Source organism: Streptomyces sp. NPDC047315 (genome assembly GCF_040643215.1).
In the GTDB taxonomy this organism is placed as follows: domain Bacteria; phylum Actinomycetota; class Actinomycetes; order Streptomycetales; family Streptomycetaceae; genus Streptomyces.
Map to the genome: position 1 here is coordinate 97,537 of NZ_JBEYTZ010000003.1, position 26,271 is coordinate 123,807.

18 protein-coding genes and 1 pseudogene are annotated in these 26,271 nt (G+C 71.7%); 14 read left to right on the top strand and 5 right to left on the bottom strand.

Going from position 1 to position 26,271, the window contains the following annotated elements:
* Positions 1 to 21: 21 nt before the first annotated feature.
* Complete coding sequence (locus tag ABZ842_RS04065) at positions 22 to 3,480, bottom strand: S41 family peptidase (protein WP_361531201.1); 3,459 nt, start codon at positions 3,478 to 3,480, stop codon at positions 22 to 24.
* Between the two features lie 200 nt (positions 3,481 to 3,680).
* Between ABZ842_RS04065 and ABZ842_RS04070 the strand changes: the two genes are divergently transcribed.
* Complete coding sequence (locus ABZ842_RS04070) at positions 3,681 to 4,256, top strand: TetR/AcrR family transcriptional regulator (RefSeq protein ID WP_361531204.1); 576 nt, start codon at positions 3,681 to 3,683, stop codon at positions 4,254 to 4,256.
* Between the two features lie 304 nt (positions 4,257 to 4,560).
* Positions 4,561 to 6,792: an MMPL family transporter gene (locus ABZ842_RS04075; RefSeq protein WP_361531207.1), complete on the top strand. Its 2,232-nt coding sequence runs from the start codon at positions 4,561 to 4,563 to the stop codon at positions 6,790 to 6,792.
* A gap of 105 nt (positions 6,793 to 6,897) precedes the next feature.
* On the opposite strand, the gene ABZ842_RS04080 is transcribed toward ABZ842_RS04075, so the two are convergent.
* The gene (locus tag ABZ842_RS04080; protein WP_361531210.1) at positions 6,898 to 7,251 is read right to left on the bottom strand and encodes an SsgA family sporulation/cell division regulator; all 354 of its coding nucleotides are present in this window, start codon (positions 7,249 to 7,251) and stop codon (positions 6,898 to 6,900) included.
* Positions 7,252 to 7,556: 305 nt separating this feature from the next.
* On the opposite strand from ABZ842_RS04080, the gene ABZ842_RS04085 reads away from it, so the two are divergent.
* The 5 genes from ABZ842_RS04085 to ABZ842_RS04105 all read left to right on the top strand — a co-directional run bounded on the left by ABZ842_RS04085 (position 7,557) and on the right by ABZ842_RS04105 (position 12,522).
* Positions 7,557 to 8,771 (top strand): energy-coupling factor ABC transporter permease, encoded by a 1,215-nt coding sequence (locus ABZ842_RS04085; RefSeq protein ID WP_361531213.1) that lies wholly within the window; start codon positions 7,557 to 7,559, stop codon positions 8,769 to 8,771.
* Between the two features lie 2 nt (positions 8,772 to 8,773).
* Entirely contained in the window at positions 8,774 to 9,556 is a 783-nt protein-coding gene (gene cbiQ / locus ABZ842_RS04090; protein ID WP_361531216.1) for a cobalt ECF transporter T component CbiQ, read from the top strand.
* Positions 9,553 to 10,377 (top strand): ABC transporter ATP-binding protein, encoded by an 825-nt coding sequence (locus ABZ842_RS04095; protein ID WP_361531219.1) that lies wholly within the window; start codon positions 9,553 to 9,555, stop codon positions 10,375 to 10,377. Before cbiQ ends, ABZ842_RS04095 begins: the two co-directional genes overlap by 4 nt.
* A gap of 178 nt (positions 10,378 to 10,555) precedes the next feature.
* Entirely contained in the window at positions 10,556 to 11,719 is a 1,164-nt protein-coding gene (locus ABZ842_RS04100) for a serine hydrolase domain-containing protein (RefSeq protein ID WP_361531817.1), read from the top strand.
* Entirely contained in the window at positions 11,716 to 12,522 is an 807-nt protein-coding gene (locus ABZ842_RS04105; RefSeq protein WP_361531222.1) for an SDR family NAD(P)-dependent oxidoreductase, read from the top strand. The genes ABZ842_RS04100 and ABZ842_RS04105 overlap by 4 nt, the downstream gene beginning before the upstream one ends.
* Before the next feature lie 69 nt (positions 12,523 to 12,591).
* Here ABZ842_RS04105 and ABZ842_RS04110 read toward each other — a convergent pair whose 3' ends face one another.
* Positions 12,592 to 13,227 (bottom strand): hypothetical protein, encoded by a 636-nt coding sequence (locus ABZ842_RS04110; protein WP_361531225.1) that lies wholly within the window; start codon positions 13,225 to 13,227, stop codon positions 12,592 to 12,594.
* Between the two features lie 297 nt (positions 13,228 to 13,524).
* Here ABZ842_RS04110 and ABZ842_RS04115 point away from each other — a divergent pair, with 297 nt between their 5' ends.
* Together ABZ842_RS04115 and ABZ842_RS04120 are read left to right on the top strand one after the other, a co-directional pair.
* The gene (locus ABZ842_RS04115; RefSeq protein WP_361531228.1) at positions 13,525 to 14,130 is read left to right on the top strand and encodes a GNAT family N-acetyltransferase; all 606 of its coding nucleotides are present in this window, start codon (positions 13,525 to 13,527) and stop codon (positions 14,128 to 14,130) included.
* Positions 14,131 to 14,282: 152 nt separating this feature from the next.
* On the top strand, positions 14,283 to 14,459 hold the full coding sequence (locus ABZ842_RS04120; protein ID WP_361531231.1) for a hypothetical protein: 177 nt from the start codon (positions 14,283 to 14,285) through the stop codon (positions 14,457 to 14,459).
* A gap of 64 nt (positions 14,460 to 14,523) precedes the next feature.
* Here ABZ842_RS04120 and ABZ842_RS04125 read toward each other — a convergent pair whose 3' ends face one another.
* Positions 14,524 to 15,720, bottom strand: a complete 1,197-nt coding sequence (locus ABZ842_RS04125; protein ID WP_361531234.1) for an NADAR family protein — start codon at positions 15,718 to 15,720, stop codon at positions 14,524 to 14,526.
* 183 nt (positions 15,721 to 15,903) lie between these two features.
* On the opposite strand from ABZ842_RS04125, the gene ABZ842_RS04130 reads away from it, so the two are divergent.
* The 5 genes and pseudogenes from ABZ842_RS04130 to ABZ842_RS04150 all read left to right on the top strand — a co-directional run bounded on the left by ABZ842_RS04130 (position 15,904) and on the right by ABZ842_RS04150 (position 23,222).
* Complete coding sequence (locus tag ABZ842_RS04130; RefSeq protein ID WP_361531237.1) at positions 15,904 to 18,666, top strand: BTAD domain-containing putative transcriptional regulator; 2,763 nt, start codon at positions 15,904 to 15,906, stop codon at positions 18,664 to 18,666.
* 34 nt (positions 18,667 to 18,700) lie between these two features.
* The gene (locus ABZ842_RS04135; RefSeq protein ID WP_361531240.1) at positions 18,701 to 19,237 is read left to right on the top strand and encodes a VOC family protein; all 537 of its coding nucleotides are present in this window, start codon (positions 18,701 to 18,703) and stop codon (positions 19,235 to 19,237) included.
* Positions 19,230 to 20,036 carry a MerR family transcriptional regulator gene (locus ABZ842_RS04140; protein WP_361531243.1) on the top strand — a complete coding sequence of 269 codons (807 nt, stop codon included), beginning with the start codon at positions 19,230 to 19,232 and terminating at the stop codon, positions 20,034 to 20,036. The genes ABZ842_RS04135 and ABZ842_RS04140 overlap by 8 nt, the downstream gene beginning before the upstream one ends.
* Positions 20,037 to 20,186: 150 nt before the next feature.
* Positions 20,187 to 21,773: a DUF4158 domain-containing protein gene (locus tag ABZ842_RS04145; protein ID WP_361531246.1), complete on the top strand. Its 1,587-nt coding sequence runs from the start codon at positions 20,187 to 20,189 to the stop codon at positions 21,771 to 21,773.
* A 21-nt stretch (positions 21,774 to 21,794) separates the two neighbouring features.
* Positions 21,795 to 23,222: pseudogene (locus ABZ842_RS04150) on the top strand (transposase).
* Between the two features lie 15 nt (positions 23,223 to 23,237).
* On the opposite strand, the gene ABZ842_RS04155 reads toward ABZ842_RS04150, so the two are convergent.
* Entirely contained in the window at positions 23,238 to 26,060 is a 2,823-nt protein-coding gene (locus ABZ842_RS04155) for a BTAD domain-containing putative transcriptional regulator (RefSeq protein WP_361531249.1), read from the bottom strand.
* Between the last annotated feature and the right edge of the window lie 211 nt (positions 26,061 to 26,271).

Here is a 26,271-nt window from a genome sequence, read left to right on the forward strand (position 1 = left end):
CAACTACCGCATGCCAAGGGGCTATTCCACCTTTCGGGACTGCGGGCGCGGCGGCAGCGGGGGCCGGCTGCGGTCCGGTACGCCCTCGTACCCCGGCGGGTCGGCCGCCGGCTGCTTCGCCAGCATGTCCAGGGCGAGCCGCACCGCGTCGTCCAGCCCCGCGTGCCGGCCCTCCGCCCAGTCCAGGGGGGTGCGCAGGGCCTCCAGGTCGGGCTCGACGCCGTGGTTCTCCACGGACCAGCCGTAGGTGTCGAACCAGGCCGCGTTCATCGGCACCGTGATGACGGTGCCGTCGATCAGGCGGTGATTTCCGGTGATGCCCACGACCCCGCCCCAGGTGCGGGTGCCCACCACCGGCCCGAGGTTCAGCAGCTTGAAGGCCGCGGTGATCATGTCGCCGTCGGACGAGGTCTCCTCGTCGGCGAGGGCCACGACCGGGCCGCGCGGCGCGTTCGACGCGTACGAGACGGGCTGGGCGTTGCGGGTGAGGTCCCACCCGAGGATCTTCCGGGTCAGGTTCTCCACCACGAGCTCGCTGATGTGCCCGCCCGCGTTGCCCCGTACGTCCACGATCAGGGCCGGCCGGGACACCTCAAGGCGCAGATCGCGGTTGAACTGGGCCCAGCCGGAGCCGCCCATGTCGGGGATGTGGAGGTAGCCGCACCGGCCCTCGCTCAACTCCCGCACCACCTCGCGGCGCTTGGCCACCCAGTCCTGGTAGCGCAGCGGGCGCTCGTCGATCAGCGGGGCGACGGCGACCCGTCGGGAGGTGCCCTCCGCGGTGCGGAACGTCAGCTCGACCGTCGTGCCGCCGGCGGCCGACAGCATGGGGTAGGGGCCGGCGACCGGGTCCACCGGGCGGCCGTCGACGTGGGTGAGGACCGCGCCCTCGCGGATGCCGGTGCCGGCCAGCGGGGAGCGGGCCTTGGAGTCGGACGACTCGCCCGGCAGGATCCGCTGCACCACCCACCCCTCGTCCCGGTGGACGAGGTTCGCGCCGAGCAGCCCCATCGGCCGCTGGTAGTGGCGCGGGCCCTCGTCGCGCCGGGCGGGGGTCACGTACGCGTGCGAGGTGCCCAGCTCGCCCAGCACCTCCCGCAGCAGGTCGGCGAACTCGTCGGGGGACGCGACCCGTTCCACCAGCGGACGGTACTGGTCCAAGACCGCCGGCCAGTCGATGCCGCTCATGCCCGGGTCCCAGAAGTACGCGCTGATCAGCCGGCCGGCCTCGGCGTACGCCTGGCGCCACTCGGAGGCCGGGTCCACCTCGTGCAGGATGCGGCGCAGGTCGATGTAGACGGTGGAGTCGCCGTCGCCGGCCTCCGTCGCCGGCACGGCCCGCAGCTCGCCGCCGTCCACGACCACGAGGCGGGTGCCGTCGCCGCTGACCGCGAACCAGTCGAGGTGCGCGACGAGTTCGGTGCGGCGGGCCTTGGAGATGTCGAAGTGCTCCAGCGTGGGCTGGCCCGAGGTGTCGGCCGGGTTCACGAACGTCTCGCCCAGCGCGCCCGAGATGGGCCAGCGCAGCCAGACCAGGCCGCCGCCGCTGACCGGGGAGAGCGCGGAGTACTTCGACGCGGCCACCGGGAAGGGGGTGACCCGGCTCTCCAGGCCCTCGATCTCGACGACGGTGCCCGCGCCGTCCCCGGCGGTGCCGGCGGCGGCCGGCGCTTCGTCCAGCGGATCGAGCCCGCCGGCGGCCGGCCGGCCGTCGGGCAGCAGCGCGAACGGCGACGGCGTCGCCGACGACAGGGGCACGAGGTAGGGGCGGCAGCCGAGCGGGAACGACAGGTCGCCGGTGTGCACGTCGTACACCGGGTCGAAGCCGCGCCAGGAGAGGAAGGCGAGGTAGCGGCCGTCGCTGGTGAAGACCGGGTTCTCGTCCTCGAAGCGGCCGTTGGTGACGTCGACGATGGTGCGGTCCTTTATCCGCGCCATGCGGATCTGGCGCAGGGACCGGCCCACGCCCGGCTGGGACCAGGCGAGCCAGGAGCCGTCGGGGGAGAAGGCGAGGTCGCGCACCGGGCCGTTGAGGGAGCGGACGAGTTCGGTGACGAGGGGTTCGTCGGCGCTCTCGCCCTCCGCTGCGGTTTCTGCTTCCGCTTCGGATTCGGTCTCCGCAGCTTCGGTCCCGTCGGTCTCCCCGGTTTCGGCTTCCCCGCCTTCCCCGGCTTCCCCAGGTTCGGCTTCGGTTTCGGCTTCGGTGGGCTCGCCGGCCGCCGTCGCGTCCGCCTCCTCCGCGTCGTCCGCGTCCAGGAGCAGCAGCCGGCCGTCGTGCGAGGCGATCGCCAGCCGCTTCCCCTCCGGGTCGGACTCCATCTCCCGCACCCGCCCCAACTCGCCCGACGCCAGCCGGCGCGACTCCCGGTCGCCGCTCGCCCGCGGCAGGTACGCGATCTCCACCGCGTCCTCGCCGTCCGCGTCCGTCACGTACGCCACCCGGCCGCCGGAGCCCAGCGCGACCGGGATCCGGGCCCGTACCCCCGGCGTGTCCGCGATCGTGCGGGCCGGGCCGTCGCGGTGCGTGAGCCAGTACAGGCTGCCGCGCACGGAGACGGCGCTGGCCCGCCCCGTGGGGTCGACGGCGAGCGCGTCCACGTGGTCGGACGCCGGCACCTGGTACGTACGGCGCCCCGCGCGCTGCCCGCCCAACTGCACCGCCAGCCGGCGCGGCGCAGCGGCCGGGTCGCTCAGGTCGTCCACGATCCACAGCTCGCCCGCGCACTGGTAGACCACCCGCCGGCCGTCGCTGGAGGCGTGCCGGGCGTAGAAGGCGTCGTGGTCGGTGTGGCGCTGGAGGTCGGAGCCGTTTGGGCGGCAGGAGTAGAGGTTGCCGACGCCCTCGTGGTCGGAGAGGAACGCGATCCGGCCGCGGACGAACATGGGGGAGTCGAGGTGCCCGTCGAGGTCGGCCAGCAGCCGCTGGCCGTGCAGCCAGAGCCGTCCGGTGGCCCCGCCGCGGTAGCGCTTCCAGGAGGCGGGCTCGTGCGGCGCCTTCCCCGTCAGCAGCAGGGTGCGCCGCTCGCCGGCCACGTCGGCGACCGCGATGTCGGAGACCGGCCCCCAGGGCAGCTTCCCGCCGGGCGCGCCGTCCAGCGGGACGCTGTAGGCCCAGGAGAAGTACGAGAAGGGCTGGCCGTGCGACGACACGGCGAGGACGTGTCCGTCCGGCCCCCAGCCGCAGACCCGGGTGTCCACGGAGCCCCAGTAGCTCAGCCGCCGCGCGGGGCCGCCGGCCAGCGGGACGAGGTGGATCTCCGGATCGTGGCTGCGCCAGGTCGTGTAGGCGATGTGCCGGCCGTCGGGGGAGAAGCGGGGGTGCCCGATCCGCGTCCGGTCGACGGTCAGCCGCCAGGCCCGCCCCGGGCGCTCGCCCTCCGGGACGAGCGGGGCGACCCACAGGTCGTCCTCGGCGGCGAAGCACACCAAGTCCTCGTGCAGGTGCGGATAACGGAGGTACGCCACGTCGTCGTCGCTCACGCTCCCATGCTTTCCGGGGGCGGCGGACGAGGCAACTCCTCATCATTGATGGAACTCATGTCGGGGTCGGAAGGTTGAGCGTCCCCCGGGTGATGAAACCCACAGCGAAACGATTTCGTTTCGCTTGGACCTTCGACTATCGTATTTCGAGTACGAAACCGTTTCGTTCGTTTCCTGGAGACCCGGAGGGAGGCCGTCCGATGTCCCGCAGCCGACTCACCCCCGAGCGCGAGGCCGAGCTCTTCGACGCAGTGCTCGATCTGCTGCGCGAGGTCGGCTACGACTCCCTCACGATGGACGCCGTCGCCAACCGGACCCGTTCCAGCAAGGCGACGCTCTACCGGCAGTGGCACAACAAGCCCGAGCTGGTGACCGCGGCGCTGCAGCACCACTCCGGGCCCGGCGCCGACAAGGTCGACACCGGGAGCCTGCGCGGCGACTTCCAGGAAATGATGTTGCGGGTGGACGACTGCCAGCTGGAGAAGGACTCGGCGCTGATGCGGGGTCTGACCCTGGCGGTGCACACCAACCCAGATCTGCTCCGGGTGCTCCAGGAGAAGCTGATCGAACCGGAGCGGAACGAGCTGCGAGTGGTGATCGACCGGGCGGTGGCGCGGGGCGAGGTCCGTACGGACAACCCCGCGCGCGAGTTCGTGCCGCACATGCTCTTCGGAGCGTTCTTCGCCCTGCAGATGATCGAGGACCGGGTCCCCAACCGGGATTTCCTCAGCCGTTACATTGACGCGGTGGTGCTGCCGGCTCTGGAGGCACGATGATCCGTCGTGGTTTCCTGCCGGGGGTCCGGGGGTCGTCCCCCGGGAAGCACAGCATTGACGCGGTGGTGCTGCCGGCTCTGGAGGCACGATGACCTCCGTGAACTGGCGCGCACTGGTCGCGACGGACCGATGTAGCGCGATGTAGTCCCACGAGGCCCGGACTCCCCGTCTCCCGGGCGCCCTCGACTCTCCCCGTCACACCCCAGATCCGCTCAAGCACCACCCCAACCTGACGCGCGCCGCTCTCGTCGTCGGGCCGACTCCCCCCTGCCCTGTTACGTCTCACCAACGGGAGTACGCCCTCGTGGCCACGTTCCTCTACAAACTCGGGCGGTTCGCCTTCCGGCGCCGCAAACTAGTCGCTCTGCTGTGGGTGGCACTCTTCGCGATCGCCGGTGTGGCCGCCTCGTCCGCCGCCAAGGCCGAGGACCCGGGCTTCGCCCTGCCGGGCACCGAATCCCAAAAGGCGTTCGACCTCATGGAAGAGCGCTTCCCGGGGAGCAGCGCCGACGGCGCGTCCGCGCGCATCGTCTTCAAGGCGCCCGCCGGTCAGAAGATGACCGACGCCGCGCCCAAGGCCGAGGTGAACGAGTTCATCGCGGACCTGAAGAAGGGCTCCACCGAGATCTCGTCGGTCGCGGACCCGTACGCCAGTGACGCCGTCTCCAAGGACGGCAGCACCGCGTACGTCTCGGTGTCCTACAAGGTCAACACGATGGAGCTGGACGAGAAGAGCAAGGAGTCGCTGACCGACGTCGCCAAGGACGCGCGGGACTCCGGGCTCACCGTCGAACTCGGTGGCGACGCCACCATGGTCGAGCAGAGTGCCGCCGGCGCCGAGATGATCGGCATCCTCATCGCGGCCGTCGTCCTGGTGATCACCTTCGGTTCGCTCATCGCGGCCGGTCTGCCGCTGCTGACCGCCATCATCGGCGTCGGCATCGGCATCTCCTCCATCACCGCGCTGGCGAACGTGCTGGACCTCGGCACCACCACCTCGATGCTCGCGATGATGATCGGCCTCGCGGTCGGCATCGACTACGCGCTGTTCATCGTCTCCCGCTACCGCGCCGAGTTGGCCGATGGCCGGGAGAAGGAGGACGCGGCAGGTCGCGCCGTCGGCACCGCGGGCTCCGCGGTCGTCTTCGCCGGTCTGACCGTCGTCATCGCCCTGGCCGGCCTCGCGGTCGTCAACATCCCGCTCCTCAGCAAGATGGGCTTCGCCGCCGCCGGCACCGTCGTCATCGCCGTCGTCATCGCGATCAGCCTGATCCCGGCCCTGCTGGGCTTCGCCGGGGACCGCATCCTCGGTCGCAAGGCGCGCAAGGCCCGCAAGGCCGGCGCCCACACCAGCAAGGGCCTGGAGGGCGAGAAGCCGAAGATGGGCGTCCGCTGGGCGCGCTTCGTGCTGCGCCGCCCGGTGGCCGTGCTGCTCACCTCCGTCGTGGGCCTCGGTCTGATCGCCGTCCCGGCCGCCTCGCTCCAGGTGGGTCTGCCGGACGAGGGCTCGTCGTCGCCGGCCTCCACCCAGCGCAAGGCGTACGACCTGCTGTCCGACGGCTTCGGCCCCGGCTTCAACGGTCCGCTGAGCATCGTCGTGGACGCGAAGGGCAGCAAGGACGCCCAGGGCGCGGTCGACCAGGCCGCCGAGATGATCGGCAAGCTGGACGGGGTGGCCGCGACCATCCCCGGCGAGCTGAACAAGGCCGGCGACACCGGGATGATCAACGTCGTGCCGAAGGAGCGGCCGTCCTCCGTCGAGACGGAGAACCTGGTCGAGAACATCCGCGGCAAGAAGGACGAGCTCAAGGCCGACACCGGCGCCACCCTGCTGGTGACCGGCGCCACCGCGCTGAACATCGACTTCTCGCAGAAGATGAACGACGCGCTGGTGCCCTACCTCGCGCTGGTCGTCGGACTCGCCTTCCTGCTGCTGGTGCTGGTGTTCCGCTCGATCCTGGTGCCGTTGAAGGCGGCGCTCGGCTTCCTGCTCTCCGTGGTGGCGGCGCTCGGTGCGGTCGTCGCGGTGTACCAGTGGGGTTGGCTCGCGGACCTGTTCAACGTGGAGCAGCCCGGCCCGATCATGTCGATGATGCCGATCTTCATGGTGGGCGTGGTCTTCGGTCTCGCGATGGACTACGAGGTCTTCCTCGTCACCCGGATGCGCGAGGCGTACGTGCACGGCGAGCGGCCGGGCGAGACCGTCGTCACCGGCTTCCGGCACGGGGCGCGGGTCGTCTCCGCCGCCGCGATCATCATGATCGGCGTCTTCGCCGGCTTCATCAGCTCCGGCGAGCAGATGGTCATGATGATGGGCTTCGGCCTCGCGATCGCCGTCTTCTTCGACGCGTTCGTCGTCCGGATGGCGATCGTCCCGGCGGTGCTGGCGCTGCTCGGCGACAAGGCGTGGTGGCTGCCGCGCTGGCTGGACAAGGCGCTGCCGAACGTGGACGTCGAGGGCGAGAAGCTGCACAAGCAGCTCGCGGACAGCCCGGAGGACCCGGACGGGGACCGTCAGCTGGTCGGCGTCCGGTAGTTCGGAGTCCGCTGGTCCGTAAGTCAGGAAAGTAGTGGGAAGGGCCGTGCCCGCCGCCGTATAGGTGGCGGGCACGGCCCCTTTCTGCGTTGCGTCAGGGTGTCGTCAGGTGGTCTTGGGGGCGGTCGCGGCTGCCGCGTACGTGTGGCGCAGGAAGCTCCTGAGGACGGTGGTGTCGAACTGGACCACCGACACCCCGTCCGCGGAGTGGAACTCCACCACCGCCTGCACCCGGCCGCACGGCCAGACCTCCACGTCACCGCTGCGGGCCGGGGCGCGCAACCCGGACTCCAGCAGTTCGCGGGGGAAGGTCCACCCCATTCCGCTGGGGAAGTCGAACCGTACGGCCTTGGGATCCTCGTCCGGCTCGTAGGACATGGCGACGCGAACCGGCCGGTACTGGGGAGCGTCCGTGACGATCCGGCCCCATGCGTGGTCCTCGACGGTGGCGGCGGGCATCGGTCGCTCCTCACGGTCATGCAGCACTCTCATGCTTTTTTAACTTTTGCGTCTAATGTCCCATATTTTGGACTACGGCCGCTCGACGGCCCTTGTGCATTTTTTGCGTTCGCGCTTCTTTTGTGACCGAGGCGCTCTTGCACACCATGTGCAGATGGGCGCAATCGCCCGCGCTCGCCAGCGGTTCGCCTCAGCTCGCCTCGCCTCGCCTCGCCTCAGCTCAGCTCGGCTCAGTCCACCCCGGTTGCCATCGGTTCACCTCGGTTCGCCTCGGTTGTCATCGCCTTTCCGATCCGGAGCCAGCCATGCATGTTCCCGACGGATTCATCAACGCTCCCGTTTCGGCCGCCTCCGCCGTCGTCGCCGCCGCGGCCGTCGCCGTCAGCCTGCGCGGCGCCCGCCGGGAGCTGTCCGGCGCCGGCGCCCCCAACGACCTCGGGGGCGATCGCACCGCCCCCCTCGCCGGACTCGTCGCCGCCTTCGTCTTCGCCGCACAGATGCTGAACTTCCCCGTCGCCACCGGCACCAGCGGACACCTCTTGGGGGGCGCGCTCGCCGCGGTCCTCGTCGGTCCCGCGACGGGCGTGCTGTGCATCACCGTCGTCCTGCTGCTCCAGGGCGTGCTCTTCGCCGACGGCGGTCTCACCGCCCTCGGCGTCAACGTCACCGTCATGGGCGCGGTCGGCGTCGGCACCGCGTACGTCCTCTTCCGCGGGCTGCTCGCGGTGCTGCCGCGGCGCCGCGGCAGCGTCACCGTCGCGACGTGCGTCGCCGCGTTCGCCTCCGTCCCGGCGTCCGCCGCGGCGTTCACCCTCCTCTACGCCGTCGGAGGGACGACCGACGTCCCGATCGACGCGGTGCTGACCGCGATGGTCGGCGTGCACGCCCTCGTCGGCATCGGCGAGGCCGCGATCACCACGCTCACCGTCGGCGCGGTACTCGCCGTCCGCCCGGACCTGGTGTACGGGGCCCGCGCCCTGGTCGCGCCGCTGAAGCTGCGGGTCGGCGGCGAGCTGGTCGACGCACGGCCGGCGGACCGCGCCGCCGCGCTCGGGCTGGGGGCGCACCGCTCGCCCCGCTTCCCCCGCGCGGTCTGGCTCACCGGGCTGGCCGTCGCGGTCGCACTCGCCGGGTTCGTCTCCTACTACGCGTCCGCCGAGCCGGACGGGCTGGAGAAGGTCGCCGCGGACGAGGGCTTCGACGGGAAGGCGGAGGAACACGCGACCGCCGACTCCCCGCTCGCCGACTACGGCATCGAGAGCATCGCCGACGCCAGGCTCTCCGGCGGGCTCGCCGGGGTGATCGGGGTGGGGGCGACCGCGGCCGTCGGGACGGGGTTGTTCGCGGTGGTCGTGGTGCGCCGCCGCCGAGGCCGTGGCCGTGGCAGTACGGCGGAGGTCAGACCGGCGACCGGCCCCGCGGCCCGGCCGCCGATCGCCGAACTCGGCCCGGGCCCCGGAGGCGGGCGCGCGCCCGGGCGGCCGTACCCACCGCCCGTCGACCCCGGCGAACGGGCCTGACCGTGGGCGCCGGCCATCGACCGCACCGGCTCCACATCCCCGGCCGCTCGCCCGTGCACGCCCTGCCGCCGCACTGCAAGCTCGTCGCCGTCCTCGCCTTCGTCCTCGTCGTCGCGGCCACGCCGCGCGAGGCGGTCTGGGCCTTCGGGCTGTACGGAGCGCTGCTCGCCGCCGTCGCCAGCACGGCCGGCGTCCCCCTGCGCCGGCTGCTGAAACGGCTGCTGATCGAGGTGCCGTTCGTCGCCTTCGCGCTGCTCATGCCGTTCGTCGTGCCAGGGGAGCGGATCGGCGTGCTCGGCGTGGAGCTGAGCGTCCCGGGGCTGTGGGGTGCCTGGAACGTCCTGGCGAAGGGCACGCTCGGCGTCGCCGCCTCCGTGCTCCTGGCCGCCACCACCGAACTGCGCTCCCTGCTGCTCGGCCTCCGGCGGCTACGGCTGCCCGCGCTGCTGGTCCAGATCGCGTCGTTCATGATCCGCTACGGCGACGTCGTCGCCGACGAGATGCGTCGGATGGCCGTCGCCCGGCGCTCGCGCGGCTTCGAAGCACGGGGCGTGCGCCACTGGGGCGTGCTGGCGAAGTCGACCGGCGCGCTCTTCATCCGCTCCTACGAACGCGGGGAACGGGTGCACCTGGCGATGCTCAGCCGCGGATACGCGGGCGAGCTGCCCCTGATCGAGACCTGTGGTGCGGGCGGGACCGCGGCGAGCCGGGCGCAGTGGTCGTACGCCGCAGCGCTGCCGGTCGCCGCCCTCGTCGTCTGCCTGCTGGGATGGAGCATCCGTTGACCGATCCCGATCCCGATCCCGATCCCGATCCCGATCCCGATCCCGATCCCAAGCCCGAGCCCGACGCGCCCGCGTCTCCTCCGCCTTCTCTACACGTGCAGGGCCTCGCCTACGCCTACCCCGACGGCCACCAGGCCCTCTATGGGGTCGACCTGACCGTGGCGCGCGGCGAACGCGTCGCCCTCCTCGGCCCCAACGGCGCCGGGAAGACCACCCTCGTCCTCCATCTGAACGGCATCCTCAGCGGCGGCGTCGGCACGGTCGCCGTCGCCGGGCTGCCCGTCGAACGGCGCCACCTCGCCGAGGTCAGACGGCGCGTCGGCATCGTCTTCCAGGACCCCGACGACCAACTCTTCATGCCGACCGTCCGCGAGGACGTCGCCTTCGGACCGGCCGCCGCCGGGGTGCGCGGCCCCGAGCTGGCGGCCAAGGTCAGCGCGGCGCTGCGGCAGGTCGGCATGGCCGAGTACGCGGACCGGCCGCCGCACCACCTCTCCTTCGGGCAGCGGCGCCGCGTCGCGGTGGCGACCGTCCTCGTGATGGAGCCCGAAGTCCTCGTGCTGGACGAGCCCTCCTCCAACCTCGACCCGACCTCACGGCGCGAACTCGCCGACGTCCTGCGCTCCTTGACCGTCACCGTCCTCATGGTCACCCATGACCTCCCCTACGCACTGGAGCTCTGCCCGCGCTCCGTGGTCCTCAGCGAAGGAGTGATCGTCGCGGACGCCCCGACGGGGGCACTTTTGTGCGACCGGGAGCTGATGCGGGCGCACAGACTGGAGCTGCCCTTTGGTTTTGACCCCCGATCCGTGACCACGTGACTGGGTGGTCACCGCACCTGACTGACCCGGAAGTCACAAGGGCCCGCGGACGTTGCACCATGGACGGATGCACGGAAGCGGAGCGGAGGGGACGACGGTGGACGTACGGGGCACGACCGACACGACCGAAACGGCAGGCGTGGCCGACACGACCGGCACGGCGGACGTACGGGGCGCGGTGTCCGTGCACGGCACGGTGGCGGCCGGTTACGAGCCGGTGCTCGACGCCTTCGTCCGCAACTTCCAGCAGCGCGGCGACCGCGGCGCCGCGGTCGCCCTCTACCGCGACGGCCACAAGGTCGTCGACCTGTGGGCCGGCACCCGCGACGTGGACGGCGCCGAGCCCTGGGCCGTCGACACCGCGCAGATCGTCCGCTCCGTCACCAAGGGCGTGGCCGCGGCTGCCGTCCTCCTGCTCCACCAGCGCGGCCGGATCGACCTGGACGCACCCGTCGGCACGTACTGGCCCGAGTTCAAGGCGGGGGGCAAGGAGCGCGCCCTGGTCCGCCACCTCCTCGCACATCGCTCCGGAGTCCCCGCCCTGGACCGTCCGCTCACCCCCGCCGAGGCCGTCGACGGCGTCACCGGACCGGCGGCCGTGGCCGCCCAGACCCCCGCGTGGCAGCCCGGCACCGCGCACGGCTACCAGGCGCAGACCCACAGCTGGCTCCTTTCCGAGCTGGTGCGCAGGGTCACCGGGCGCACCATCGGCCGTTGGGTCGCCGAGGAGATCGCCCACCCCCTCGGGCTGGACTTCTGGATCGGACTCCCCGCGGAGGAGGCCCACCGGGTGGGGCGGATCGGCCCGGTGGACGAGCCGGCGACCGTGGACGGCGGCGGTCTGCGGCTGCGCCCCAAACGCTCGGTCTCCGAGGCTTACCGGGACCCGGAGTCCCTGACCCGCCGCGCCTTCGGGGCGATCACGCCCCTGCCCGACGAGAACGACCCCGCCTACCGGGCCGCCGAACTCCCCGCCTCCGGCGGGGTGTCCACGGCCCGCGCCATCGCCCGCTTCTACGCCGCGACGATCGGCGAGGTCGACGGCGGACCGCGGCTCTTCGCGCCCGCGACGCTCGCCCTCGCCCGCACCGAGGAGTCCGCCGGGCCCGACCGGGTCCTCGTCGTCCCCACCCGCTACGGCCTGGGCTACATGCTCCACGGCCCCGCGGCCCCGCTGCTGGGCCCCGGCTCCTTCGGGCACCCCGGCCGCGGGGGCTCCCTCGGCTTCGCCGACCCCGAGACCGGCGTCGCCTTCGGCTATGTGACCAACGGGCTGCGCAAGGGAGTTACCGCCGATCCCCGTGCCCAAGCGCTGGTCAGGGCGGTACGTTCGGTCCTATGACCAGTGGACTGAAACGTTTCGACGGATACGGCGTGCTGATCACGGGCGCGGCGCGGGGCATCGGTGCGGCGACGGCCCGCCGTCTCACGTCCGAGGGCGCGCGGGTCCTCATCGCCGACCTCGACGCCACGGCCGCGGAACGCGCCGCCGCCGAGATCCCCGGTGCGGAGCACATCGGCTGCGACGTCGCCGACCGCGCCCAGGTGGAGGCGGCGGTCGCGCGCGCCGTCGAACGCTTCGGCACCCTCGACGTGCTGGTCAACAACGCCTTCTCCTGTTCTCCCGACGCCCCGGCCTTCGAGGACCAGTCCGACGCGACCTGGGCGCTCGACCTCGACGTCACCCTCACCGGCGCCTTCCGCTGCGCCCGTGCCGCGCTGCCGCACCTGGCGGCGTCCGGGCGGGGCGCCATCGTCTCCATCGGCTCCGTCAACGGCGAGGCCGACTTCGGCAACCACGCCTACAGCGCGGCCAAGGCCGGCCTCGCCTCGCTGACCCGCACCCTCGCGGGCGACGCGGCGCCCCGGGGCGTACGCGTCAACCAGGTCAACCCCGGCACGATCCGCACCACCGGCTGGGTCGGCCGTGAGGCCGCGCTGTCCGCGCTCGGCGAGCAGGTCTATCCGCTGGGCCGGGTCGGCGAGCCGGAGGACATCGCGGCGGCCGTCGCCTTCCTCGCCTCGCGCGACGCGGCCTGGATCACCGGGACGGTGCTACGGGTGGACGGCGGCCTGCTGGCCACGCACCCGGAGTTCGCCCGCGTCATCACGGCGGCGGACGAGGAGGCAACGGCGGTCGCGTGACGCGTGATGCGTGACGCCTGCGGGGCGGGTGAGAAGCACGCGAGAGAGGGGGCGACCCGCACCGGCCCGTCAACGGCGGCTGTCCATGACGCTGTAACCTCCCTCGACCACCTCCGCATCGGGCGGCCTGACGGAACACTTCGGCACTTCGGGCTGGCCTGCTGCCGCAGGGGGAGTGATGGACACACGGGCCGGGCCGTCGCCCTCCGCCGGTATGTGGAAGCCCAGGCCCATCCGCGCGGTGGGCTTGCGCTCCAGGAACTCCTGCCAATACGGGCCGGCTTCGACGATCCGGCCGGTGACCGCCACCTCGGAGCCGTCGACGCGCAGGCAGTCGACCTTGAAGTCACCCCAGTTGAACAGGGGAGGCCGGCCGTCCGTCTGAGGCACAAGGTGTTGGATCCGGAACGTGCCCCAGGAACGGGCCGCAGGGCCGCCCTCGCCTTCGTCGTCCGCTGCGTCCTGGTCGTCGCCGAGGAGGACGCCGCGGGCGTCGACGAAGATCCGGACCTCGTCGTCCTCCTTGGGATAGTCCATCCGGCCGGCTCCCCGGATGCCCACCACGGCCGGCTCGCCGGCCGCCGTGACGACGGGGCGCTCCGCCGGTCTGTCGGAATCCGCGCTGGCCGGCCCGCCGGCCACGCCCATCGTCGCGACGACGAGGACGAGCGGAATCGCGAGGCGCATGGGTGACGTGAGCATCATGACCTACCCCTTTGGGATAGCCGAAATAGCCGAAGTGGCCTAAGCAGTTGAAGTAGCCGAAGTAGCCGAAGTAGCCGAAGTAGCCGAAGTGACTGAAGCGATCGAAGTGGCCTCAGCGACCCTCCACGGCCCTTCAACCGCACCTCCGATCCTGCTGGAACAGCCGGCCCGGTACATCGCGCGCAGGAGCGAACTCTCTCTCCCCCGTACGGGGGAGGTCGCCTCCTTCGCAGGTCAGGGACCGTTCCAAGCGGCCCCGCCAGCGACCTCCATGATCGTCATATGCAGAATGTCCGTATGGCGATAAAGAGCATGCCGAAGCCGGCCGTGATCGAGGACGCTGCGCAGATCAGTCGTTCCCTGGCGCTCGCCTTCGACGACGACCCGATGATGCGCTGGTTCTTCCCCGAGGACTCCTCCCGCGAGGCCACCCTCACCAGCTACTTCTCCACGATCTTCACCCGGCAGTACGTCCACAACGGCGTGTGCGAGCGCACCGCCGACGCCGCGGCCTTCTGGGTGCCGGCCGAGGCGCAGGCCAAGGCCGTGCCCGACGCGGAGACCATTCGGCACCTGACGGACCTCCTCGGTGACCGCGCCGGGCTGTTCAAAGACGCCGTCGAGACGGCCGCGAAGCACACCCCGCAGGAGCCGCACTGGTTCCTGGCGCTGATCGGCGCCGACCCGGCATGCCAGGGCCAGGGGCAGGGGGCCGCGCTGGTGCGCTCCGGCCTGGCGAAGGCCGACGAGGCGGGCCTGCCCGTCTATCTGGAGTCCTCCAAGAAGTCCAACCTGCCCTTCTACGAGCACTTCGGCTTCACCGTGCGCCACGAGGTGCAGCTTCCCGGCGGCGGCCCGGTGCTGTGGGGCATGTGGCGCGAGCCGCGCCCGGCCGGCGCGTAACCGCACGGCACCGCAGCGCTGCGGACGGCACGCGGACCCCTCCCGCGTGCCGCCGCCTTCGTCACCACCGCCCCGTGCGCGCGGGGGACAGTCGATCACTCGATGGGGGAAGGCACTCCCCGCGCGCGTCTCCCGTGGCTACGCTCCCCGCCATGGCCGTGCTTGAGCCCCCGCGGTGTCCCACCTGCCCCGGCAGACCGTCCCTGTGGAAGGACACCACGAGCGTCGTGCCCGCCAGGCCCGACCAGTGGCGTTGGTACTGCGCGGAGTGCCGGGGCGAGTGGGCGCCGACGTTCGAGCAGCGGATGACGTTCACGTACGGGTCCTAGGGACCTACGGGGCCCACGGTGAGGTTGCGTACGGGACGCGCCGCCCGCCCCGCGACTGACGGCGTCAGCCGATGCCCGCCGCCTCCGCGTGCAGTTCCGCCCGCACCGACTCCAGCAGGCGGCCCATCCAATTGCGGCCCCGGCCGCCGTTGTTGCACCAGAAGTTCGAGTGGCCGTCGTCGTACACGATCGTGGCGTCGCCCGTGCCCAGCAGCACGGCCGCCAGATCCGGATGTTGGGCGTACTTGGCGCGCAGCAGTCGGGTCATCACGGTGGTGCGCGCGCCGTCGAAGCCCTCGCGGCGCTGCGCCGACGTGGCGAGCCGGCGCGCCTCGCGGGGCGAGTCCGCCGCCGCGACCGCTTCCCGTACGGCCGGCTCCGCAACGTCCACCGACAGCGCCCAGTACGCGTGCGCCACCGTCGGATACGTCGTGCCGTCGAACTCGATCGGAGCCGGGTAGGCGTTGCGCAGCGCGGACTTGCCCGGATTCTCGGAGCGCTTGAGCGGGTAGGACTCGCTGATCGTCAGCGCCGGCCCGTACGGCTGCTCCGGACCGTCGTCCGGGGTGCGCGCCGCGTACTCCGCCGCCCATCGGTCCCGCTCCTCGAAGTACGCGATCGCGTCCTCGTACTCCTCCGGCGTCACGACCTCCGCCGAATCGTCCACGCCCTCCGAACCGTCCACGCCCTCCGAACCGTCCGAACCCTCCGAACCCTCCGAAGTGTCCGGATCACTGGGCAGCGTGCCGCCCGGCCCGGCGACCAGCGCTTGCAGCGGCTGGTCCTTGCGGTCCATGTCGCCGAGCGTGTAGTGGCGCCGGGAAGCGGGGATCGCGAGGTACGCGGCGCGCGCCGCCGCACGGTTGGCCTCCGTGCGGTCGGCGAGGAAGACGTCCACCAGGGCCAGGCACCGGTCCATGGAGTCCGGGCGCTCGTTCAGCTGGTCGATCGTGTCCCGGATCTCCGCGAGGAGCAGCTCCGGAGTGATCCACATGTACGGCTCGGCGAACTTCCAACTCGCCAACTCGTGGCCGGACGCCCGAGCGCCCTCCTCCAGCTCCGTCGCCACCCAGCCGCTGGCCAGCTTGCGTTCGAACTCCTCCAGTGTGACCAGGCCCCAGCAGTCGACGAGTCCGTCCGCGTAGATGAAGAGATCGGTGAGGTAGTAGTCGTAGCCGTTGCGGATGAAGGCGTGGCGCCAGGTGCCCGGTATGCGGCGGCCGTCCGCCGTGCGGTGGACTATGCGCGTGCTGGAAGTCATGCGGTCATTGTGCCGGGCGGGTCGGACACCGCCCGATGTCGCACATGGGGCACTACGTCGCGAAACGCGCCGTGGGGCGATGACCTTTGCGTGAGCACGACACTCCCCGTATATCGTCGGTCCGGCCCTGGAACACCGACCGCCCGGGGCCGCACCAACCGGGGGACGACGGGGCGAGATCACGTGAACACACTGCACGGCGCGGCGCTGCCGCACGCCCTCTCCTTCCAACTCCTCGGGCCGGTCGCCGCCCGCACCGCCGACGGACGGCCGGTCGCGCTCGGCTCCCCGCAGCAGCGCGCCGTCCTCGCCGTGCTGCTGCTGCGCGAAGGGCGGCCCGTCACCACGGAGGAGGTCGTCGACGGGGTCTGGGGGGAGGCGGCCCCGCGCTGCGCGTACGGCGCGGTCCGCACGTACGTCTCCAAACTCCGCACCGCGCTCGCGCCCGAAGGGCCGGCCGGCCCGGACCGGGAGCGGTCCGTCGCCTCCGTGCCCGGCGGGTACGCCCTACGGCTGACCGGCCACGCCGTCGACGCCCTGCTCTTCGAACGCGAGGCCGCCGACCGCACCGGCGACGCGCGCACCGTCCACGACCGGCTCGCCCGCGCTCTGGAACGCTGGCAGGGCGTGCCGCTCGCCGGCGTCCCCGGGCCGTACGCCGAACGCCAGCGCACCAGGTTCGCCGAGGTCCGCCGCGGCGCCCGGGAGGCCCTGCACGGGTGCGCGCTCGACCTCGGCCGGCACGCGGACGCCGTCGCGGCCCTCAGCGCGCTCGTCGCCGAAGAGCCCTTCCGCGAGCGGCCGTACGAGCTGCTGATGCTCGCCCTGCACCGCTCCGGCCGCCGGGCCGAAGCCCTGGAGGCGTACGGGCGCGCCCGTCAGCTCTTGCGCACCGAACTCGGCATCGAGCCCGGGCGGCAACTCGCCCTCCTGCACCGGCGCGTGCTGACGGCGGACCCGGAACTCGCCGCGTGGACCTCAGGCGTGCCCACCGTCGTCACTGATCCCACCAGCCCCACCAGCCCCACCGCACGGCGACCGACCCCCGCGCCCGGGCGCCCCGCACTCCGCCCCGCGCCCGGGCGCCCCGCACCTCGCCTCACGCCCCGCCCCGCGCCCGAGTCCACCCCCCAGCTCACGCCCCAGCAACTCCCCTCCGACACCGCCGACTTCACCGGCCGCGCCGCCGTCGTCGACGAACTGCGCACCCTCCTCGCCCGCGCCGCCCACGGCCGCGACGGGCGCGCCGTGACCGTCGTCACCGTCACCGGCACGGCCGGCGTCGGCAAGACCACCGTGGCCGTGCACGTCGCGCACGCGCTCGGCGACGAGTTCCCCGACGGGCGCTTCCACGTCGACCTCGGCGCCGGCAGCACCCCCGCCGACCCCTCCGCCGTGCTCCTCGGCTTCCTCACCGCCCTCGGCACCCCGTCCGACCGCATCCCGCTCGACCCCGAACAGCGCGCCGCGTTCTTCCGCACGGTCCTCGCCGGCCGCCGGATGCTGCTCGTGCTGGACAACGCGTTCGACGCCGAACAGATCAGGCCCCTGCTGCCCGGCACCTCCGGCTGCGCCGTGCTGATCACCACCCGCTCCCGCTCGTTGGCCGTCCCCGGCGCGCACCGCCTTGACATCGATGTCCAGCCGGAGGACGAGGCGTTGACGCTGCTCGCGGCGATCGCCGGGGCCGAGCGGGTGGCCGCGGAGCCGGCCGCCGCCCGTTCGCTGGTCGCCGCGTGCGGCCGACTCCCGCTCGCCGTACGGATCGTCGGCTCCCGGCTCGCCGCCCGCCCTGGCCACGGCCTCGCCGCCCTCGACGCCAGGCTCCGCGACGAACGCGCCCTCCTCGACGAACTCCACGTCGGGGACCTCGCGGTCGAGACCGCCTTCCACCTCGGCTACCGCAACCTCGCTCCCGAACCCGCCCGCGCCTTCCGGCTGCTGTCGCTGCTGGACGCCCCGAGCCTGCCGCTCCCGGTCGCCGCCGCGCTCCTCGGCGAGGACGAGCGCACCGCGGAGCGCCTCGCCGAAACCCTCGTCGACGCCGGCGTGCTGGAGCCGTACGGCCCCGAGCGCTACCGCTTCCACGACCTGCTGCGGCTGTACGCGCGCCGGCTCGCCGAACGCACCGACGACGAGGGCGAGCGCGGCGCCGCGCTCCTGCGCGTGCTGGACCTGCTGTGCGCGAGCGTCGTGCGGGCGGCGCGGGCCGCGCTGGACCCGCCGCCGCCCGCGGTGTGGATCGAACCGGTCGTCCACCCGGGCATGCCCTTCGCCGACATCGACGAGGTCAGGGCGTGGTTCCGGGCCGAACACGGGCTGCTCGCCGGCACCGCCGACCAACTGCTGCGCTCGGGGCAGCGGTCGCTGCGGAGGACCGTCGACCTGCTCGCGATCACCGCGGTCTGCGGCATCTTCGAAGGGCAGGCGCACTACCAGGAGCTGGGCCGGATCACCGGGGTGGCGGCGGAGCGCGCCGCCGCGTCGGGGGACCTGCTGTACCGGGCGAAGGCGCTGCACATCCGCGGGTGGCTCGCCTTCGTCACCCAGCGGTACGAGGACGCGGAGGCGGAGTTGCGGGCGGCCCTTGCCTGCGCCGAGGAGCTGGATTCCGACCAGCGGCGGCACGTCTCGGGCACGCTGCTGGCGCTCGTGCTGTGGGGGCTGGGCCGGGCGGAGGAGGCGGAGGGGGCGATGCGCTGGGCGCAGGCGTACGCGGGGGATCCGGACGACCCCGACAGCCCGGCGTCCGTGGTGCGCTACACCGCGCGGCTGCACACCGCGCTGGGACCGGACCGACGGGACAGGACGGGGGTCAGCCACGTGCTGCGGGAGGTCGACGCGACGGGGGCTTCGCTCACGACGCCGGAGGGGGTGCGGAGGCTGGGCGCGGCGCTCCGGGCGGCGGACGCGGGTGAGGGGCCTGCCGCTTCGGATCCGGCTTGACCCTCACGTAGCGTGAGGCCGGAGGGTGAGGTCCATGAGCGACTACTACGACGCGTTCGAGACCAGCCCCGTACCCACCCCCGGCCCGGACGCGGTGCCGCCGGAGCCGTTCCGCGGCATCTACGGCATGCCCGCCTTCGTCACGATCCCCACCGGCGACCTGGCGGCGTCGGTGGACTTCTGGACCCGCGGGCTCGGCTTCTTCGAACTCTTCAGCAACCCCGGCCAAGTGGTTCACCTGCGCCGGTGGGCGTTCCAGGACGTACTCCTCGTCCCGGCGGAGGACGGCGACCTGGCGCAGACGCCGGCGATGAGCGTCAGCTTCGCCTGCGTCCTCAGCCAGGTGGACTCCATCGTCGAAGCGTGCCGCGCCCTGCGCCCGACCTCGGTCGACGGTCCGGTGGACACCCCGTGGACCACCCGCGACGTGGCCGTGATCACTCCGGAGAACGTCCGGGTCGTCTTCACCGCGGCGAAGCCCTTCGTCCCGGACAGCGAGGAGGCGCGGAACCTTGCGGCCATGGGGATCACCCCGCCCGACGCCGGCGGCGACAATGGAGCACATGCCTGATGACACCGCCGGAGCCGACGGACTGACCGTCGGCCAGGTCTCGACGCGGGTGGGCGTGACGGTCCGCGCGCTGCACCACTGGGACGAGATCGGCCTGGCGGTGCCGTCGCTGCGCACGGGCGCGGGATACCGCCTCTACACCGCCGGCGACCTGGAACGCCTCCACCGCATCGCCGTCTACCGGGAGCTCGGTCTCGGCCTGGACCGCATCCAGGCCGTCCTGGACGACTCGGCCGCGGACGTGCCCGGCGCGCTGCGCGCGCAGCGCGCCCAGGTCACCGAACGGATCGACCGCCTCCGGCAGCTCGGCGCCGGGCTGGACCGGATGATCGACGCCCACGAGCGCGGACTGCTGCTGACCGTGGAGCAGCAGTCCGCGATCTTCGGCCCCGGGTGGAACCCGGACTGGCCCGCGGAGGCGCGTCGGCGCTACGGGGACACGGCGCAGTGGCAGCAGTACGCCGAACGCTCCGCCGGCCGCGACCCGGCGGAGTGGCAGGCCGTCGCCGACGAGGTCGCGGAAGTCGACCGGGCGCTCGCGGACGCGATGGCCGCCGGGGTCGAACCCGGCAGCGCGGAGGCGAACCGCCTGGTCGAGCGGCACCGGGAGGTCTTCTCCGCGTACTTCCCCCTGAGCCGGCAGATGCAGGTCTGCCTCGGCCGCAGGTACGAGGCGGAGCCGGAGTACGCGGCGCACTACGACGGGATGCGGGTGGGGCTGGCCGGGTGGTTCCGGCGCAGCGTGGACGCGAGTGCGCGGGCGCACGGCATCGACCCGTCGACGGCGAGGTGGGAGTGACCTCCCACCTCCGGGCGCGGGAGGGCGCCCCGCAGCCGCTGACGATCAGCAGCTCCCATTGCGCCATGTCTTGAGGAGTGGCCGGGTCGTTCACCATGCAATGCGGTAAGCCGCCGATATGACGGGACGGCCCGCACGCGAGTGGTTGTGGTGCGGGTTCTCGGTGGCGACCCGTGTGTCGCGGATGACGAGCTGACGCGGCTGCGCGGCTTTCCAGAGATCAACAAGGAAGAGCTGATCCGGTTCTTCACCCTGACGCCGGCGGACGGGGGATTCATCGACCCGGGCCGCGGCCGTAGTCCGAAGGACCGGCTGGGGCTGGCGGTCCAGCTGTGCACACTGCCCTGGCTCGGTTTCGTCCCGGACGACGTCGCCTCTGCGCCACCAGCGGCGGTGGCCCGGCTCTCCGAACACCTTCAAATCCCCGTGGGTGAGCTGCGGTTCTACGGCGAGCGGAAGCAGACCCGCACCGGGCACCTGCGCGAAGCGACCCGGTACCTGAACTGGAAGCCCGCGAAGACGCTGGAGCTCAAGGAGCTGGACGAGTTCCTGCTCGCCCGCGCGATGGAGCACGACTCCCCGTCGCTGCTGTTCCGCCTGGCCTGCGAGCACCTGGCGTCCTCGAGGGTGGTGCGGCCCGGGGTGGTGAAGCTGCTGGAGCGGGTGGCCACGGCGCGGGCGGAGGCAGGGCGGGAGACGTACCAGCGGGTGCGGCATCTGCTGACGCCGAAGCTGATGAGCGAGCTCGACGGGCTGCTGGCCGTGGACTCGGCGATCGGAACGACACGGCTGAACTGGCTGTCCAAGGGCGCGGCCGGGGACTCGGCGAACGCGGTGAAGGCCGAGCTGGACAAGCTGGGCTTCCTGCGCGGCATGGACGCCCACATCCTGGACCTGACGAGTCTGCCCGCGGAGCGGCGCCGGTTCCTGGCGACGGTCGGGCGTCGGCTGACCGCGCAGTCGCTGGACCGGCGCGAGCCGCAGCGCCGTCACCCGATCCTTTTGACGGTGCTCTCGCAGTCCGCCGCCGATGTGCTGGACGAGGTCATCAGCCTGTTCGACCAGGCCGTCTCCGCTCGGGAGAGCCGGGCGCGCATCAAGATGCGGGACGCGCTGGCCGCCCGAGCCGCTGCCGGGGAGGGACGGCAGGCGCTGCTGGACGAGATCCTGCCGGTCCTCGTCGACACCGGGATCGAGGACGAGATGGTCGGCGGACTGCTGCGGAACAGCATCGGCTTGGAGCGGCTACGCGCCGCTGTTGCTCAGGCCACCGGCAGGCTGCCGCGCGACAACGGACATCTGGCGATGCTCGACAACTCCTACTCCTACCTGCGGCAGTTCACCCCGGACGTACTCAAGGCGATCAGCTTCACCGGCGGTACGGGCTCCGAGGCCCTCATGGAGGCCGTGGCGATCCTGAAGAAGCTGAACGCGGACGGGGCCCGGAAAGTCCCCGACGGTGCGCCGACGGACTTCGTGCCCGCCAAGTGGGCCGGCTACCTGGAGCAGGCCACGCGAGACCGGGACGTCACGGCGTACCGGCACTTCTGGGAGCTGACGGTGCTGCTGAGCCTGCGGGACGGGCTGCGCAGCGGGGACGTGTACGTGCCCTCCTCACGCCGGTACGCCGACCCAGCGTCGTACCTGTTCACGCCCGCGCAGTGGGAGGGGCAGCGGGAGCAGTTCTGCCAGCTGGTCGGCAAGCCCACCGACGCCCGCCTCGCGCTGGAGGGGTGAAAGGAGGAGCTGGCGGCCGCGATGGGCGACCTGGAGAAGGTGCTGGGCAACCGGAAGGCGGGCACCGGCGAGGTGCGGCTGTCGCCGGATGGGGAGCTGATCATCCCGCCGCTGTCGGCGGAGGACATCCCGGCCGAGGCCGCCGAGCTGAAGGAAGAGCTCTCGGATCTGCTACCGCTGGCCCCGATCGCCTCGCTGCTGGTCGAACTCGACCGCCGCACCGGCTTCCTGGATTGCCTCACCCACGCCGGCGGCAAGCAGACCCGCTCGCCGGAGCTCAAGCGCAACCTGCTGGCGGTGCTGATCGCGAACGCGACGAATCTGGGCCTGGTGCGGATGGCGGAGGCGTGCGGGATCTCCTACGACATCCTGGCCTGGACCCAGGAATGGTATGTCCGCGAGGAGACCCTGTCGGCGGCGAACGCCGCGGTCGTCAACTACCACCACCGCCTCCCGCTAACCCAGGCGTTCGGCGGCGGCACACTGTCGTCCTCGGACGGGCAGCGGTTCCCGGTGAAGGGCAAGTCGACGACCGCGCGGGCGATGAAGAAATACTTCGCCGGCCGCGGCCTGTCGACGTACACGCACGTCTCGGACCAGCACACGACGTTCGGCACGAAGGTGATCGTGGTGACGCGCCGGGAGGCGCACTAGGTGCTGGACGAGATCATGGGCAACAAGACGGATCTGCCGGTCACGGAGCACGCGACGGATACGCATGGGGTGACACTGGTCAACTTCGCACTGTTCGACCTGGTCGGGATGCAGCTCTCTCCGCGGATCCGGGACCCGGGGAAGATCACGCTGTACCGGATGGATCCGCAGCGGGACGTGAATGGCCTCTGGCCGGTGGCGGGTCCGCTGCTCACCCAGAATATCAATATGGGGTTGATCGAGGAGAAATGGGACGATCTGCTGCGACTGGCGGGGTCGATCAAGTTCGGGCACGCCACCGCCTCGCTGATCGTCGGCAAGCTGTCCGCCTCGTCCCGGCAGAACACCCTGGCGGCGGCGCTGAAGGAGTACGGGGCGCTGCGACGCACGGTCTACGCCGCCCGGTATCTGGCGGATGAGACCTACCGCAGGAAGATCGCCCGGCAGCTGAACAAGGGCGAGTCGCTGCACGCGCTGCGCCGCAGCCTGCTCTACGCACACGAGGGCGCGATCCGCCACCGCCACCTGGCAGCGCAGACCGAGCAGGCATGGTGCCTGGCGCTGCTGACCAACTCGGTGGTCACCTGGACGACGGAGTACTACGGCCTGGCCATCGCGCAGATGCGCGCCGAGGGCCGCGCGGTCGACGGCGAGCTGCTGGCGCACATCTCCCCGGCCCACAGCGAGAACGTCAACTTCTTCGGCACCATCAACGTCGAGGTTGACACCGAACTCGCCAAGCTCGACCCGGCCGGCTACCGGCCGCTGCGGTCCCGCCGACCAGACTGGGCCTGATGCTCGCAGTCAGGGCTACTCGGGCCTCTGGTCCAGTGCCGCCAAGTGCTGTTGGACTCGTTGGGCTTCGGTGGTGCGGTGTTGGTCGCGGTAGAGGTCGAGGGCCTGGCTCCAGGCACGGTGGGCTTCCGCGGCGCGGCTCAGGGCGCTGTATGCGTGACCTAGACAGGCGAGCGCGTTGGCTTCCTCGTAGCGGTCTCCGAGCTGGCGGCGCAGGGTGAGGGCTTGGCTGTAGTGGTCTATGGCCAGGGTGTGCTGACCGCTGTGGTGGGCTGTGTAGCCGAGGCTGTCCAGAGTGAATGCCTCGGTTTCTAGGAAGCTATGCTGGCGACACAGAGCCAAGGCTTGCTCACAGTAGTCTCGGGCTTGCTGATAGTGTCCGAGGCGGGCGTGGTACCAGCCCACCGCGTTGAGGGCTTCTGCTTCCCGTGGAGGGCTCTGAAGCGTCTTGCGGATGCGCAGATTCTGGACGGCGTGCACCAATGCCTGCGCGTTGTCACCCTGTTCTTCCCAGGCCAGCGCGAAGTTGAGATGGGTTTGTGCCCGGCCTGCCGCGTCACCCGCTTCGTCAAACAAGGTGACGGCTTGTCGCAGGTGTTCCAGCGCCCGGTCATGTTGGCCGAGGGGGACGCAGGCACGTGCGAGGAGCCGGTGGGCCAGCGCCAGGGAGGCCGGTTCTCCCAGCTTTTCCAGGGCTGGCAGCGTTGTCTGCAAGGTAGCAATGCGGTCAGGCAGGCGGCCTCGCCGCCAGTGGAAGGTGTCCAGAGTCCAGGCAAGCTGCCAGGCCCGGCTGTGCTGGCCCTGCGTCAGAGTGAAGTGGTGCACCGAGAGAAGGCAAAGATGTTCGGCCTCGAACCATGACATCGCAGCTTCCGTATTCCGGTGGAGGGAAGGAATAGCGGCTGCGCCGGTCTGGCTTGCCGCGATCGGCGTCCGATGCGGGGCCAACAAGCGGTCGCCGGCAAGGGCGGTGCTGACGTAGAAGTCGACGACTCGGCGCAGCGCGCCATCCCGGACGTCGGCGGGCTGGTCATGACCTCGCTCGGTGGCGTATAGGCGGACCAAATTGTGCATCCGGTAGCGGCCTGGGGTCTGCTGCTGGACGAGATGGGCCATCTCCAGGGTACGAAGGACTGCCCGGGCGCGGTGGGTGGGAAGGGCGGTGAGGCTGGCGGCGGCGTTCAGGCTGATGTCAGGTCCCGGTGCAAGCCCCAGCAGGGAGAAGACCTCTGCGGTCTGGTCGTCCAGCGACTGGTAGGAGGTTTCGAAAACTGCTCGAAGGTCAGTGGCCAGGTCTCCGGCGTTCAGGGCGTCGAGTCTGGTGGTGGCGTCGTCGAGTTCCTCGGCCAGCACGGCAAGGGGAAAATCAGGCCGGGCAGCGGCGCGGGCCGCGACAATGGCTAGGGCCAGGGGCAGTCCCGCACACCGTCGAAGCAGGGCGGTCACCGCCCCGGGTTCGGCCGACACCCGGTCGTGACTGACGGCGCGGACCAGGATCTGGCGGGCCTCTTCATCACGGAGCGTGTCAAGGGCCAAGTATTGGCAGTCGTGCGTAGCAGTCAGGCCGCCCAGGTGGCTGCGGCTGGTGACGATAACCGTGCACGTGGCACTGCCGGGCAGCAGCGGGCGGACATGGTCGGCGTCGCGGGCGTTGTCCAGCACGATCAGCATGCGCCGATCGGCGACCAGGGACCGAAACAGCCCGGCCTGGGTCTCAGGGTCGGCTGGCATGTTCTCGGGCTCGGTGCCGAGCGCGTCGAGGAAGCCGCGTAACACCATGTCAGGCGGCATCGGCCCGGTGGATGGGTCGAAACCACTTAGAGGGGCATAGAGCTGTCCATCGGGAAACCGGTCGAGATTCTCATGGGCCCAGCGCAGCGCCAGCCAGGTCTTGCCCATCCCGCCAGCACCACCGATCGCCGAGATCACCAGCACGGTGTCGTCGCCGACGGGATCCTTCAGCAGCCGGTCCAAACCGGCGAGTTCGCGGCTGCGGCCGACGAAGGCGGCCGGCAGCGCCGGAAGCTGCCGCGGCACCGGCCGGGAAACCCTCACTACGGGCGCCACAGCCTTGGCCAGGGCAACGTCGAGGGCCGGGTCGGCTGTGACGACCTGCTGGTGGAGCTGCCGCAGCGCCGGGCCGGGGTCGATGCCCAGCTCTTCCGTTAATCGCCGCCGGACCTCCTGATAGCGCGTCAGGGCATCCGCAGACCGGCCGCCGCGATAGAGCGCCAGCATGAGTTGACCGGCCATCCGCTCATCCAGCGGATGGGCCTCAGCCCGAGTGAACAATTCGGCCAGTATCCGGTGATGCTGTCCCCGGCGCAGCCGGATGTCGGCCAGGTCCAACTGAGCGGACAGCCGCTCCCGATCGAGGAAGTCTCGCTGCGCGTTGAACCATGGGGTGTCCACCCCGGCGTACGCCTGCCCGCGCCACAGCCCCAGCGCCTCTTCCCATAACGAGGCCGCTTGCTCCTCGTCGGGAACCGCGCGGGCCTGATCGACCAGGTCACGGAACCGATGCACATCCACAGACCCGGCCTGCACCATCAGCCGGTAACCGCCCTGGTCCCGCACGATGTCCACCCCGACCCCGGACAGCACCCGCCGCAACCGGGACACATACCCGTACAGCGCTTCCCGGTCACGACCTGCTGCCTCCGCACCCCACACCCGATCCACCAGGACATCCGCCGACACCACACCCTCGGCATCGGCGAGCAGCGCCCCCAACACCCACCGCTGCCGAGCATGCCCCACATCCACCGGCACCCCGTCCCGCCACACCCCGATGGCGCCCAGGACCCCGAACTGCACCGCGACATTCTCTCCAGTCATGGCCACGTCACTACACACCTATCCGCCCCTGACCACCTGGTACAGCCCGGTTCCAGACTTCCCGAAGGTTTCCCGCAGGCCGCCCCGGCACGGTGAGAACACAACACCCACCCGGGACCTGAAGGAACCGGGTCGACGGTGCTGGGCGCTGAGCACCTACTGCTCGCTTGTTGTGGGAACTCAGGGGGGCGGGGGGCGGACTCGTCCGCCT

Coding starts and splice junctions, on each gene's coding strand:
- ABZ842_RS04135 (WP_361531240.1), top strand. CDS start 18,701: ATGAGCGACTACTACGACGCGTTCGAGACCAGCCCCGTACCCACCCCC.
- ABZ842_RS04085 (WP_361531213.1), top strand. CDS start 7,557: ATGCATGTTCCCGACGGATTCATCAACGCTCCCGTTTCGGCCGCCTCC.
- ABZ842_RS04115 (WP_361531228.1), top strand. CDS start 13,525: ATGGCGATAAAGAGCATGCCGAAGCCGGCCGTGATCGAGGACGCTGCG.
- ABZ842_RS04125 (WP_361531234.1), bottom strand. CDS start 15,720: ATGACTTCCAGCACGCGCATAGTCCACCGCACGGCGGACGGCCGCCGC.
- ABZ842_RS04105 (WP_361531222.1), top strand. CDS start 11,716: ATGACCAGTGGACTGAAACGTTTCGACGGATACGGCGTGCTGATCACG.
- ABZ842_RS04120 (WP_361531231.1), top strand. CDS start 14,283: ATGGCCGTGCTTGAGCCCCCGCGGTGTCCCACCTGCCCCGGCAGACCG.
- ABZ842_RS04080 (WP_361531210.1), bottom strand. CDS start 7,251: ATGCCCGCCGCCACCGTCGAGGACCACGCATGGGGCCGGATCGTCACG.
- ABZ842_RS04110 (WP_361531225.1), bottom strand. CDS start 13,227: ATGATGCTCACGTCACCCATGCGCCTCGCGATTCCGCTCGTCCTCGTC.
- ABZ842_RS04155 (WP_361531249.1), bottom strand. CDS start 26,060: ATGACTGGAGAGAATGTCGCGGTGCAGTTCGGGGTCCTGGGCGCCATC.
- ABZ842_RS04140 (WP_361531243.1), top strand. CDS start 19,230: ATGCCTGATGACACCGCCGGAGCCGACGGACTGACCGTCGGCCAGGTC.
- ABZ842_RS04070 (WP_361531204.1), top strand. CDS start 3,681: ATGTCCCGCAGCCGACTCACCCCCGAGCGCGAGGCCGAGCTCTTCGAC.